Origin of the sequence: Lentzea sp. NPDC102401 (genome assembly GCF_044765805.1) — a bacterium.
Lineage (GTDB): Bacteria > Actinomycetota > Actinomycetes > Mycobacteriales > Pseudonocardiaceae > Lentzea > Lentzea sokolovensis.
The window spans coordinates 181,468-193,837 of the sequence record NZ_JBIWKS010000003.1 but is presented as its reverse complement, the minus strand read 5'-3'; the positions used below and the strand labels follow the sequence as shown (position 1 = coordinate 193,837).

The following is a 12,370-nucleotide window of genomic DNA, read 5'->3' as shown; positions in this document are numbered from 1 at the left end:
CGTTGCTGTGTTTGCTCGCATACGTACGGTGTGTGTCATGGCGTTCGACGTCGCACGGGTACGAGGGCTCTTCCCCGCGCTCGGCGACGGCTGGGTCCATCTCGACGCACCGGCCGGCATGCAGGTGCCCGAACAGGTCGCCACCGCCGTCTCCACCGCGCTGCGCGCCCCGGTCTCCGGACCCGGTGGCATCTTCCCGGCCTCCCAGCGGGCCCAGGGCATCGTGGACGCCGCCCGCAGGTCCGTCGCGGACCTCGTCGGGGCCGATCCCGCCGGTGTCGTGCTCGGACCCTCCTCCGCTGTGCTGCTGCAACGTCTCGCCGACGCGATGACCGACGACTGGTTCATGGGCGACGAGGTCCTGGTTTCCCGTTTGGACCACCCGGCGAACATCGCGCCGTGGCTGCGGGCCACCCAGCGCACCGGCAGCGCGGTCAAATGGGCGGAGATCGACATCGAGACCTGCGAGCTGCCGAGCTGGCAGTTCGACGAGCTGGTCACCGACCGCACGAAGCTGATCGCCATCACGGCGGCGTCCGGCGTGGTCGGCACCCGCCCGGACCTCGCCAAGATCTCCGCGGTGGCTCGCGCGCACGGGTCGTTGATGGTGGTCGACGCCTCCGCCGCGGCGCCTTTCGTGCCGTTGGACATCGTTGGCATGGGCGCTGACGTCGTGGCTCTCTCCGCCGGTCAGTGGGGCGGTCCGCCGGTCGGCGCGCTCGTGTTCCGCGACCCGTCGGTGCTGGAACGGCTGCCGTCGGTCTCGGTCGACCCGATGGCGCGTGGCCCGGAACGGCTGGAGCTCGGTCCGCACGCGTACCCGATGCTCGCCGGTCTCGTTGCATCCGTCGAGTACCTCGCGGACCTCGACGACGCGGCGTCCGGCACGCGCCGTGAGCGGTTGCTCACGTCGTTGGGATCGGTGAAGGCCTACCAGGCCGGGCTGCTCGCTAATCTCATCAACGAACTGCGTTCGCTGCGACACGTGATGGTGATCGGCGACGCCATGCGGCGGGTGCCCGCGCTGGCGTTCTCGATCGCCGGGGTCAAGGCGGAGGACGGCGTCGAACACCTCGCTTCGCGGGGCGTCTGCGCGTTCGCCGATCCCGGCCAGTACGGGGTGTTCTCGGTGCTGGGTGTCGGCGAGATCGGCGGCGCCATCCGCATCGGGCTCGCGCACTACACGAACGCCGTCGAGATGGACGACCTGGTGCGGGCGGTGGCCGAACTGGGCTGAGAGCTTGGAGATCATTCTTGGACGACTCGCTCGCCCGCGAGCTCGCTGATCTCTCGGCCCTGCACCGCATCGGTTCGCTGAACACCGAGTACCTGCCGGTCCTGTCCGGCGACCTGCGCCCGGCCGCGCTCGTCGCGGTGATGGACGAGATCGTGCTCGGCGCGCGGACCGTCCTGGTGGAACTGGGCTGCGGCTCTTCTTCGGTCCTGCTGGCGCGTTTGTTGCAGCAGCGCGGTTTCGGGCACCTGTTGTCGATCGAGCACGACGAACGCATGGCTGCTTTCGTCGCCTCGCAACTACGACGTGAAGGCCTGGGCTCGGTCGCCCGCGTCGTGCACGCGCCGTTGTCGCGGCATCCGGCGGCGCTGCCGCGGCACGGCCAGTGGTACGCGCCGCAGCAGGTGCACGACGAAGTGCTCGGGTACGTCGAGCGGTTCGGGCTGGTGGACCTGCTGCTGGTCGACGGGCCGGGGTTCGGTGACTCGCGCTATCCGGCGTTGCCCGTGCTGCGTGCCGTGCTGGCACCAGGGGCGACGGTGCTGGCCGACGACGTCGACCGGCCGGACGAACAGGCGGTGCTGGCGCGGTGGTCCGAGGAGTTCGGGCTGGAGTTCCGCACGGCTCCCCGGACCTCGCTGGCCACGGCTACCGTTCCCGCCTGAGCAGGACCTTCCCGAAGACGTCGCTGGCCTCCAACAGGCGATGCGCCTGCGCGGCGTCCGACATCGGCACCACCTGGCCGACGATCGGCTTGACCGCGCCGCTCTCGATCAACGGCCACAGGTGCTCGCGGACCTGCGCCACGATCGCGCCCTTGCTGTCGACGCTGCGGCCGCGCAACCCGGTCGCCATCACCGACGCCCGTTTCGCGAGCAGCTTGCCGATCGGCAGCTCACCCTTCACGCCGCCCTGCATGCCGATGATCATCAACCGGCCGTCGGGGGCGAGGACGTCGATGTTGCGGGGGAGGTAGGAGGCGCCCATGTTGTCGAGGACGACGTCCGCGCTCTTCACCTCGGCCACGAAGTCCTGGGTCTTGTAGTTGACCGTGATGTCCGCGCCGAGCTCGGCGCACTTCGCGAGTCGCTCGTCGGATCCGGCCGTGACCGCGACGGTCGCGCCGAGCGCCTTGGCGACCTGGATGGCGTGCGTGCCGATGCCACCCGCGCCGCCGTGCACCAGGAACGTCTCGCCGAGCTTCAGCCGGCCGTCCATCACGACGTTCGACCAGACCGTGCACGCGACCTCGGGCAACGCGGCCGCCGTGACGACGTCGACGCCCTTCGGTACGGGCAGCAGCTGGGCCGCGGGCACGACGACCTTCTCCGCGTAGCCACCGCCGGCGAGCAGCGCGCACACCTCGTCACCGACGTTCCAGCCGGTCACGCCCTCGCCGAGCTGGGAGATCGTGCCGGAGCACTCCAGCCCGATGATGTCCGACGCGCCGGGCGGCGGCGGGTACAAACCCTGCCGCTGCAACAGGTCCGCGCGGTTGACCGCGCTCGCGGCGACGTCGATCAGCACCTCGCCCTCGCCCGGCACCGGGTCTACGACCTCGGTCCACTCGAGCACGTCCGGGCCGCCGGGTTCGCGAACAGTGATGGCACGCATGCAACCGACCGTAATACCGTTCGACACGTCCGGCACCATCGGATCATGGACGCCTGGCCGCTACGACATCTGGTCCTCCGCACCCCGCGCCTGGAGCTGCGCCCGGACGACGACTCCGGGCTGTTCGAGCTCATCGACGTGGCACTCGCGGGCGTGCACGACCCGGCCGAGATGCCGTTCTACGTGCCGTGGACCGACACGCTTCCCGAAGACCGCGGGCTCGGCCTGCTCCAGCACTTCTGGGGTCAGCGCGCGAAGTTCGCCGCGAACGACTGGGTGATCAGCTTCATCGTCCGGCACGAGGGCAGGGCGATCGGCGTGCAGGACGTCGGCGCGCGCGACTTCGGCGTGCTGCGCGAGGTGGGCACCGGCTCGTGGCTCGGCAGGGAGTTCCAGGGCAGCGGTTTCGGCACCGAGATGCGGATCGCCGTGCTGCAGTTCGCGTTCGACCACCTGGGCGCGCACATCGCTCGTTCGGCGGCTTGGCAGGGAAACCACGCGTCCAACCGTGTGAGCGCCAAGCTCGGTTACGTGCACGACGGCACGATCGGCGCAGCGCCGCGCGGCGAACGCCTTGAGCACGTGCGATTGCGTCTGGACGAGGCGAACTTCGTGCGACCGGAGTGGAAGGTCACCGTTGATGGACTAGCGGAGTGTGTTCGGCTGATCACCAGCTGAACTCCCGCCGACCGACGGATTGTGTCGTGGGTCTCCCTTTTGTGAGGGTTCAGCCATCTCGAACGAAGGGGAACGTTCATGTCCGGCAGAACCAAGCTGGCGACTGTGCTTGCCATCTCGGCACTAGTCGCAGCCCCTACCGCCACGGCGTCCGCCGCCGCTGACCCGGCAGGCCCCGCACTCGCCAAGAAGCTCGCGAAGAAGGTGACCGTCGAGGGTGTCAACCGGCACCTGATCGCGTTCCAGCGCCTCGCCGACCGCAACGGCGGCAACCGCGCGGCCCTCACCGCGGGCTACGACGCCAGCGTCGACTACGTGGCGGGCAAGCTCCGCGACGAGGGCTTCATCGTCACGACGCCGAACTTCACCTTCGACATCCCGGTGACTGACGCCGAAACCGCCCGCGTGGACGGCGTGAACTACCAGGCGCTGATCCTGACCGCCTCGCCGCAGACCCCGGCCGGCGGCATCACCGGCCCGCTGCGCGTGGTCCCGGAGGACGCCACCCCCGGCTGCGAGGCCAGCGACTTCGCGGGCCAGGACTTCACCGGCTCGGTGGCCCTGATCCGCCGGGGCGCCTGCACGTTCGAGCAGAAGCACCTCAACGCGTTCGCCGCCGGCGCCATCGCCGTCCTGGTGTCGAACAACGTCGCTGGCCCGCTGTCGAACGTGACGCTGACCAACCCCGGCAAGATCCCGACCGCCGGCGTCTCCCAGGCCGACGGCACCACGCTCGCCGGCAAGGCGGGCTCCCAGATCACCGTGGACTTCCGCTTCCACACCGAGAGCCGCACCCAGCGCAACGTCATCGCCGAGACCCGCACCGGCCGCAAGAACAACGTCGTCATGGCCGGCTCGCACCTCGACAGCGTCGAAGTGGGCCCCGGCATCAACGACAACGGCTCCGGCTCCGCGGCACTGCTCGAAACCGCCCTGCAGCTCGGCTCCCGCCCGAAGGTCGACAACGCGATCCGGTTCGCCTGGTGGGGTGCTGAAGAGCGCGGCCTGATCGGCTCCGAGGAATGGGTCCGCCAGCAGACGTTCGAACAGCAGCTCGACATCGCGCTGTACCTGAACTTCGACATGGTCGGCTCCCCGAACGCCGCCTACTTCATCTACGACGGCGACGACTCCGACGCCACGGGCGCGGGCCCCGGCCCGTACGGCTCGGCCCAGATCGAAAAGGCCTTCGCCGACTACTTCACCGCCAAGGGCGTCCCCACCGAAGGCACCGACTTCTCGGGCCGCTCCGACTACGGCGAGTTCATCGCGCAGGGCATCCCGGCGGGTGGTTTGTTCACCGGCGCCGAGGGCGTCAAGACCGCGGCCCAGGCAGCCAAGTGGGGCGGCACGGCAGGCGTCGCCTACGACCCGTGCTACCACTCGAAGTGCGACAACCTCGGCAACATCGACCGAGTCGCCCTCGGCCGCAACGCGGGCGCCATCGCGTTCGTGACCGCGGCCTACGGCGTCTCGACCGAGGACGTCAACGGCGTGCCGCCACGTGCGAAGCGCGCCGAGGCCCGCAAGTCCGCGGCGCTCATGAAGACCGCGTCGCACGACGACCACACGCACCTGGCCGTCTCGTAGTCCGCTGATCGCTCGGTGACGGCGGCGGTGCCTTCGGGCGCCGCCGCCGTCCCGTTCAGCGGCTCAACTCGTCCCGCGCCGCGGCGAGAAACGCGATCTTGGGCCCCTTGAGGTGGTCCCACAGCGAGCCGCTGACGGGTTCCTGCCAGAGAACGTGATCGAGAGCCTTGACGTACGCACGCGCCAACTCGTGCAACGACGAGGCGAACAGCACGTGGATCATCCGCTCGCACACCCAGAGCTCGTCGACGACATCAAGGGCCGCCGTCCTCCAGACAGCCGTGTCGTCCCGATCCTCGGCCGCCCGCTCGGCCTGCTGCCCGGCCCGGATGAACTGCCGTAACAGCTCCAACTGCTCCACCCGCCGCGCATCGGCACGCTCAGCGGCCAGTTTGCTTTGTTCGTTGCGTTCGACGCGACGCTGCACGGTCGTCTGCACCAGAAAGGACAGACCGCCGCCGAACAGCACTCCGACCAGAGAAAGGATCGCGGGCCACACCTGCGTCTGCATGCCGCGACTAATACCAAACGATCACTTGCGGAAGCGGAGGGATTTGAACCCCCGGACGGTTGCCCGTCTCCCGCTTTCAAGGCGGGTGCATTCGGCCGCTCTGCCACGCTTCCCCGACGCCACCGGCGTCAGCGGTAAAGCCTAGCCGTTCGACTCCCGCAGGTGTGTCATGACCCGGTCGAACACCTTGGCCAGCACCTCGCCCTCCTCGGGCGTGATCAGGTCGACGATGTGCTCCCGGACCCCGCTCAGGTGGGTGGGGGCGGCCGCGACCAGCTGCGCCATGCCGGCGGAGGTCAGTTCGGCCAGCACGCCTCGTCCGTCCTCTGTGCACTCGCGGCGGGAGACCAGGCCGGCCTTCTCCATGCGCGCGACCTGGTGGGAGACGCGTGACTTCGAGGAGGCGACGTCTTCGGCGAGCTGCGTCATTCGCATGCGCCGGTTCGGTTGTTCCGACAGTCTGACCAGAATCTCGTAGTCCGCCAGTGACACTCCGTGGGTGTCCTGCAGCTCTCGGTGCAGGCGGTCCATGAGCATGGACGAACCGTTCACGTAGGTGCGCCAGGCGCGCATCTCGCCCTCGTCGAGCCAGTGCGGCTCCTGCTCACTTGGTGTCACGGGAACAAGGTTAGTCCTGAGCATGACGATCCAGTCATTGCTCTGGAAAACGTGGCCTTCGGAAGGCAGACTCCTCCGCCGTACACGCGCGTTAACCACGCCATCGAAAGGCTCCACGCATGAGTTCGTTCAGACGGCTTTCCGTTCTGGCGATCACCGCCGCCGCGGCCACTGTCATCAGCTCCACTGGGCCTGCCCAGGCCGATGCCCAGTCACTGCGCGGTCGGGGCACGGTTGACGTGCGCCTGATCGGCATCAACGACCTGCACGGCAACATCGAGCCGCCCACCGGGTCGTCCGGGCGCGTCATCCTGCCGGACGGCACGACCGTCGACGCCGGTGGCGCCGCCTTCAACGCCACGCACATCAAGAACCTCCAGAAGGAGGTCAAGAACTCCGTCATCGTCGGGCAGGGCGACCTGATCGGCGCGTCGCCGATCGTGTCCGCGCTGTTCCACGACGAGCCGACGATCGAGGTGCTCAACAAGGTCGGCATGGACGCGACCGCGGCGGGCAACCACGAGTTCGACGAGGGCTACAAGGAGCTTCTGCGCATGCAGCGCGGTGGCTGCCACCCCGTGGACGGCTGCCAGTTCAGCGAGAAGTACAAGGGCGCGAACTTCCCGATCCTCGGTGCGAACGTCACGGACGCGAAGCACGGGCTTCCGGCTCTGCCGCCGTTCTGGGTGGAGATCCGCGACGGGATTCCGATCGGCTTCATCGGCATGCCGCTCAAGGACGTGCCGATCCTGGTCGACCCGAACGGCATCAAGGAGCTCAAGTTCGGTGACGAGGTGAAGGCGGCGAACAAGTACGCCAACCTCCTCGACGCGATCGGCATCAAGTCGATCGTGCTGCTCGTGCACCAGGGCGACCAGGTCACCTCGACCGGTGGCGGGCCCAACGCGTGCAACGTGGCCGCGAACAACCCCGGCAGCGTCATCGCCACGCAGGTCAGCCCGAAGATCGACGCGGTCTTCTCCGGCCACAGCCACCAGCACTACAACTGCGTGGTCAAGGACCCGGCCGGCAACCCGCGGCCGTTCATCGAGGGCCTGGCCTTCGGCCGTGAGCTCAGCGTCGTCGACCTCAAGATCGACCGCCGGACGCGCGACGTGGTCCGCGGCGAGACCAAGGCCGACAACAAGATCGTCACCCGCACCGTGACGCCGGACCCGGCTATCCAGTCGATCATCGACCTGGCCAAGACGAAGTCCGCCCCGATTGCGAACCGGCAGGTCGGCACGATCAGCGCCGACATCCTGAAGCTGCAGAACGCCGCCGGTGAGTCGCCGCTCGGCAACCTGATCGCCGACTCGCAGCTGGAGCTCACCAAGAGCAACGGCGCGGTGCTCGCGCTGATGAACCCCGGTGGTGTGCGTTCGGACCTCACGTACGCAAGCTCGCCCGCGGGTGAGGGCAACGGCGTGGTCACCTACGGCGAGACGTTCACCGTCCAGCCGTTCGGCAACATCCTGCAGACGGTCACGCTGACCGGAGCGAACATCCAGACCGTGCTGGAGCAGCAGTTCACCGCGGCCAGGACGTTCGTGCTTCAGCCGTCCGCGGGCCTGAAGTACAGCTGGTCGAAGGAAGCGCCGTTCGGTTCGAAGGTCTCGAACGTCATGCTCAACGGTGTCCCGCTCGACCCGAACGCGAGCTACCGCGTGACGATCAACAGCTTCCTGCAGGGCGGTGGTGACGGCTTCAGCGAGTTCACCAAGGGCACGAACATCACCGGTGGTGGCATCGACCTGGACGCGTTCTCCGCGTACCTCTCGGCGCACCCGAACCAGGCACCTCCCGCGCTCGACCGCATCACGCAGCTGCCGTAACCGCAGAACGCAGCTGAAGGCCATCCCGGCGACGGAAGTCGCCGGGATGGCCTTTTTCGCATGCCTGATTGCTCCATTTGATCTAGGGTGAGGGCCGATGTCGTGGTTGCGTCGGCTCCTGCTGCTCGCCGGTCTGGTGACCGGCGCCTGGCTGCTGGGCACCGCAGGGGAGGCGAACGCCGACGTCCGGGTAGAGATCGACCAGCTCAGGGTCGAGGTGAAACTCCCCGTCGTCGACATCGGTCTCAAGGTCGAGACCAGGCCGCAGCAGCAACCCGAAGCGCCCGTCCCGCCGAAGCCGGACCCGCGCGTCGAGCCTCCGGAACCACCCGCGGCACCGCCGACGCCGGCGCGTCCGGTCGAGGCGCCCGTTCAGGCCGAGGCTCCCCAGCAGCAGCACGCGGCACCACAGCCGACGACGGTGACGACGCGCCCCACGAACCCCGTGCCCGTCCCGCACCAGCCGCAACCGCAGGCCGAGCAGCCGGTGCCCGGCACGCTCCCGCAGAGCGGCGCGGGTTCGGCCACGAGCACCCAGATCCCGGCGGGCACGGTGCCGCACGCGATGCGGCCGCCCACCACCACAGCGTCTCTCGTCAGCACAGAACAGCAGGACGTGCCGCGCACCGTGCGCGCGGAGGAACCGACGTTCTCTCCCGACTGATCCCCCGTGCCGCACCAGCACAGGGATCCGTCACCACATTCCAGGGAGAACAGTCATGCGCAAGAACCTCAACCGCACCATGTCCGCGGCCCTGCTGACCGGCGGCCTGATGGTCGCGTCCGCCGGATGGGCCCAGGCCATCCCCGTGCCGCTCAACATCGACGACGAGGTCCGCGTCGGCAACCTCGTGAGCGTCCCGGTCAAGGTCTGCGGCAACGCGATCAACGTCCTGGGCAACAGCGACGCCACCTGCGAGGAGCAGCCCGCCGCGCGCACCCAGGCCGACAAGGCCCTCGTCTCCGCGCCCGTCACGGTGTGCGGCAACTCGGTCGGCGTCGCCGGCGGTGGCAACGGCAGCTGCGGCGAGACCAAGCCGAAGGAGCCCAACGGCACCGTCGAGGCCCCGGTGACGGTCTGCGGCACCAGCGCGGCGGTGCTCGGCACCGCGAGCGGCGACTGCGGCAAGACCGAGGCCCCCGAGCAGCCGGAGCAGCCCGAACAGCCGGAGCAGCCCGAGCAGCCCGAGCAGCCGGGCGAGAACCCCGAGAACCCTGGCAACGAGAACCCCGGCAACGGCAACCCCGGCGGCGGCAACGACAACGGCGGCAACAACGGCGGCAACGGCGGCGACAACTCCGGCAGCGGCAACACGGGCGACGACTCCGGCGCCGGCACCCCGCAGACCGGTGACAAGGCCTCGCAGCGCGCCTCGGCGCTCATCCCGAACCTGTCGAAGACGGGCGCCGACCCGCTCGAGTTCCTGCTGGTGGGTCTCGGCCTGATGACCGCGGGCGTGATGGCCCGCCGCGGTGCGCGCCGAATCACCAAGGCGTGATCCTGATCAATATCTGATCGTTTTCCCCAATCGCCCGGCGAGAGATTCTCTCGCCGGGCGATTGCTGTCTGCAGTGTCGATCTCCGCAGGTCACCCGTCCGACTTCACCAATTCAGGTTTGGTGTGAGGTGTTGAGAAATGCGGCGATCAAGCGCATAGTCGATAACGAGCTGGCAACCGGCAGGTGAATGAACAAGACCACCCGGAGGCCACGCCCAGAAGGGGTAGGTGGTGCTGTGCAGGTATCTCCTCGCTGTGGCGAAACGCGGTCTGTCGCATCCCCGCGAGCGGACTGGACGTGACCGGTCCGGTCGCGACTGTGTAGCGACGGACACGAGGTTTCGGGTGCCCAGGCGCCATCAGGCGTCGCTCAGTGCACTTCGACGCTGTTGAGCTCGGCTTCGGTGTCGTCTCATGGCGTCACCGGCTGAGCGCCACGCCAACCTTCGTGGGCCGTAGTCGTCACTTCCAAATGGGAAAGCCTTGGTGCGGTGCCCCGACGTCGGGCTCCGCACCAAGGCATGTTTCGTGCTTTATCGTTTGCGGCACCCATGGGGTCCTTGGCAGGAGGATGCGGTGCAGTTCAACGAAGGCGCGGAACTCGACCTCTCGCAGGTGTCGGACCAACGAGGCGTGGGCGGCCGTGTGGCCGGCGTCGGCGGTGGCCTCGGCGTGGTCGGCCTGATCGTCTACTTCCTGATCCAGCAGTTCACCGGCATCCAGCTGCCGGCGGGCGGGCTCGAGGGCATGGGCAACAACACCCAGGTCGAGTCCGGTCAGCTGCTCGAGAAGTGCAAGACCGGCGCTGACGCGAACCGCGACAGCGACTGCCGGGTCGTGGCCACGATCAACTCGATCCAGGGCTTCTGGACCGACCAGTTCGCCCGCTCGGGCAACACCTACGTGGTCACCAAGACCAACTTCTTCCGCAACAGCGTGAACACCCGCTGCGGCAACGCCACCTCCGCGGTCGGCCCGTTCTACTGCCCCGCGGACTCCCAGGTGTACATCGACCTGGACTTCTTCAACGAGCTGCGGACGAAGTTCGGCGCGACCGGCGGCCCGTTCGTCGAGGCCTACGTGCTCGCCCACGAGTACGGCCACCACGTGCAGAACCTGCTCGGCACCTCGGACCGGGTCGGCAGGGAGACCGGTCCCACCTCGGGGTCGGTGCGCCTCGAACTGCAGGCCGACTGCTACGCGGGCGCCTGGGGCAAGGCCGCGACGACGGTGCCGAGCGCCAACGGCCAGCCCCTCATCTCGAACATCACCCAGGAGGACGTGAACGCCGCCCTCGACGCGGCGTCGCGCATCGGTGACGACTTCATCCAGAGCGAACTCGGCGGCGGGCGGGTCGACACGACCAAGTTCAGCCACGGCAGCTCGGCGCAGCGGCAGAAGTGGTTCACGACCGGGCTGCAGACGGGCGACCCCGCCCGCTGCAACACGTTCGACACGAACAACCTGGGCTAGGTGACACAGGTGGCGTACCGGATCGGTGCGCCACCTGTCGTCAGCAGCCGCCCCGATGCCACTTCGTAGTCGTTCACGGCGACGCAGTCCACGCCCCCGAACGACATGCGCACCTCGCCCGGCAGCGAAGGCAGCAACGACTCGGCCGTGCAGCCGTAGTCGATGACGAGAACCGGTGTGGCGGCGGCCAGGTCGGCCAGGAACCGCTGCGAACCGGCGTGCGAGATGGCTTCAGCGGAGATGTCGATGCCGGTGATCGTGTAGCTGAGGTGGGCCAGTTCGATCTTGTCTCTGAGAACACCTGAAGGCACTGCTGAAGCACGTCCGGCGAGAGAACCGGAAGCGCTTTACGGCTGGACGGACCGCGGCGTCGAGAAGCGGATCATGTTGCCGGACGGGTCGCGGAACGCGCAGTCGCGAACGCCGTAGAACTGGTCGACCGGTTCCTGCAGCACCTCGGCGCCGGCCGAGCGCACCTGCTCGAACTTCGCGTCCACGTCGTCGATCTCGAAGATGACGCCGTGCAGCGATCCCTTGGCCAGCAACGCGTGCAGCGCCTCGTAGTCGGTCGGCGGGACCGGCGGCCCGATGTGCGACAGGCCGATCTCGACGTCCGGCTGGCCTGCGGGCCCGACGGTGAGCCAGCGGTAGTCCTCGACGGAGTCGTCGGTGCGCACTTCGAGTCCGACGACGTCGCGGTAGAACTTCAGCGCCGCGTCCTGGTCGTGGACGAAGAGGAACGTGTGCGAGAGCTTCATGGGCGAAACCCTAGGCACGCCGCGAACGCGTCGCTTCTCGAAATCTGCTCGGTCTCGTCAGCCCCATCAAATGACATCCGGGCACCGCGGCCAGCGAATCATGGGCACGTGCCCGGTAGGCCGACGGCGTTTCCCCGACCAGTTCGGTGAACCGCGCGGAGAACGAGCCGAGCGAGGTGCACCCGACCTCGACGCAGACCTCGGTCACCGACAGCGTTCCGAGCCGCAGCAACGCCTTGGCCCGCTCGATCCGCCGCGTCATCAGGTACCCGTACGGCGTCTCGCCGTAGGCCGCGCGGAACTGGCGGGCGAAGTGCGACGGCGACATCAGCGCGGCACGGGCCATCGCGGGCACGTCCAACGGCCGCGCGTACTCGCGGTCCATCAGGTCACGTGCCCGGCGCAGGTGCGCGAGGTCCTCCGGCGTCACGAACGCCAGCATGCCACCGCCGTGAGCGCAGACGAGCCCCCGCGATGCTCACGCTTTCCCAACCTTTCCGGTTGCCCTCATCCGAAAGGAATTTTGAACGCGTTTTCCCACCTCATCGACCCTTTCGGGC

General features: G+C 68.5%; 14 protein-coding genes and 1 tRNA gene. 8 read left to right on the top strand and 7 right to left on the bottom strand.

The window, feature by feature from the left end:
• Nucleotides 1–37 precede the first annotated feature (37 nt).
• Both ACIRG5_RS11520 and ACIRG5_RS11515 read left to right on the top strand, forming a co-directional pair.
• Nucleotides 38–1,237: a cysteine desulfurase-like protein gene (locus ACIRG5_RS11520; RefSeq protein ID WP_319976199.1), complete on the top strand. Its 1,200-nt coding sequence runs from the start codon at nt 38–40 to the stop codon at nt 1,235–1,237.
• A 17-nt stretch (nt 1,238–1,254) separates the two neighbouring features.
• On the top strand, nt 1,255–1,899 hold the full coding sequence (locus ACIRG5_RS11515; RefSeq protein WP_402903603.1) for a class I SAM-dependent methyltransferase: 645 nt from the start codon (nt 1,255–1,257) through the stop codon (nt 1,897–1,899).
• Here the strand turns inward: ACIRG5_RS11515 and ACIRG5_RS11510 are convergent.
• The gene (locus tag ACIRG5_RS11510) at nt 1,883–2,848 is read right to left on the bottom strand and encodes an NAD(P)H-quinone oxidoreductase (RefSeq protein ID WP_402903600.1); all 966 of its coding nucleotides are present in this window, start codon (nt 2,846–2,848) and stop codon (nt 1,883–1,885) included. The genes ACIRG5_RS11515 and ACIRG5_RS11510 overlap by 17 nt on opposite strands.
• A 45-nt stretch (nt 2,849–2,893) precedes the next feature.
• Between ACIRG5_RS11510 and ACIRG5_RS11505 the strand changes: the two genes are divergently transcribed.
• Nucleotides 2,894–3,526, top strand: a complete 633-nt coding sequence (locus ACIRG5_RS11505) for a GNAT family N-acetyltransferase (RefSeq protein ID WP_402903598.1) — start codon at nt 2,894–2,896, stop codon at nt 3,524–3,526.
• A gap of 78 nt (nt 3,527–3,604) precedes the next feature.
• Nucleotides 3,605–5,116 (top strand): M28 family metallopeptidase, encoded by a 1,512-nt coding sequence (locus ACIRG5_RS11500; RefSeq protein WP_402903595.1) that lies wholly within the window; start codon nt 3,605–3,607, stop codon nt 5,114–5,116.
• 55 nt (nt 5,117–5,171) lie between these two features.
• Here ACIRG5_RS11500 and ACIRG5_RS11495 read toward each other — a convergent pair whose 3' ends face one another.
• The 3 genes from ACIRG5_RS11495 to ACIRG5_RS11485 form a co-directional block, all read right to left on the bottom strand.
• Complete coding sequence (locus ACIRG5_RS11495) at nt 5,172–5,627, bottom strand: hypothetical protein (protein ID WP_402903592.1); 456 nt, start codon at nt 5,625–5,627, stop codon at nt 5,172–5,174.
• 28 nt (nt 5,628–5,655) lie between these two features.
• A tRNA-Ser gene (locus ACIRG5_RS11490) sits at nt 5,656–5,740 on the bottom strand.
• A gap of 28 nt (nt 5,741–5,768) precedes the next feature.
• Nucleotides 5,769–6,200 carry a MarR family winged helix-turn-helix transcriptional regulator gene (locus tag ACIRG5_RS11485; protein ID WP_402904892.1) on the bottom strand — a complete coding sequence of 144 codons (432 nt, stop codon included), beginning with the start codon at nt 6,198–6,200 and terminating at the stop codon, nt 5,769–5,771.
• 164 nt (nt 6,201–6,364) lie between these two features.
• Between ACIRG5_RS11485 and ACIRG5_RS11480 the strand changes: the two genes are divergently transcribed.
• From ACIRG5_RS11480 to ACIRG5_RS11465, 4 genes are all read left to right on the top strand, one after another.
• On the top strand, nt 6,365–8,080 hold the full coding sequence (locus tag ACIRG5_RS11480) for a bifunctional metallophosphatase/5'-nucleotidase (RefSeq protein ID WP_402903589.1): 1,716 nt from the start codon (nt 6,365–6,367) through the stop codon (nt 8,078–8,080).
• A 97-nt stretch (nt 8,081–8,177) separates the two neighbouring features.
• On the top strand, nt 8,178–8,744 hold the full coding sequence (locus ACIRG5_RS11475) for a hypothetical protein (RefSeq protein WP_402903586.1): 567 nt from the start codon (nt 8,178–8,180) through the stop codon (nt 8,742–8,744).
• A 55-nt stretch (nt 8,745–8,799) separates the two neighbouring features.
• The gene (locus ACIRG5_RS11470) at nt 8,800–9,579 is read left to right on the top strand and encodes a hypothetical protein (RefSeq protein WP_402903583.1); all 780 of its coding nucleotides are present in this window, start codon (nt 8,800–8,802) and stop codon (nt 9,577–9,579) included.
• Between the two features lie 576 nt (nt 9,580–10,155).
• Nucleotides 10,156–11,052 carry a neutral zinc metallopeptidase gene (locus ACIRG5_RS11465; protein ID WP_402903580.1) on the top strand — a complete coding sequence of 299 codons (897 nt, stop codon included), beginning with the start codon at nt 10,156–10,158 and terminating at the stop codon, nt 11,050–11,052.
• On the opposite strand, the gene ACIRG5_RS11460 is transcribed toward ACIRG5_RS11465, so the two are convergent.
• The 3 genes from ACIRG5_RS11460 to ACIRG5_RS11450 are packed head-to-tail and all read right to left on the bottom strand — an operon-like array spanning nt 11,049 to nt 12,252.
• Nucleotides 11,049–11,363 carry a hypothetical protein gene (locus tag ACIRG5_RS11460; protein ID WP_402903578.1) on the bottom strand — a complete coding sequence of 105 codons (315 nt, stop codon included), beginning with the start codon at nt 11,361–11,363 and terminating at the stop codon, nt 11,049–11,051. The genes ACIRG5_RS11465 and ACIRG5_RS11460 overlap by 4 nt on opposite strands.
• A 36-nt stretch (nt 11,364–11,399) precedes the next feature.
• A complete protein-coding gene (locus tag ACIRG5_RS11455) occupies nt 11,400–11,810 on the bottom strand; it encodes a VOC family protein (protein WP_402903575.1) in 411 nt (136 codons plus the stop codon).
• 10 nt (nt 11,811–11,820) lie between these two features.
• Nucleotides 11,821–12,252 (bottom strand): helix-turn-helix transcriptional regulator, encoded by a 432-nt coding sequence (locus ACIRG5_RS11450; RefSeq protein WP_402903572.1) that lies wholly within the window; start codon nt 12,250–12,252, stop codon nt 11,821–11,823.
• Between the last annotated feature and the right edge of the window lie 118 nt (nt 12,253–12,370).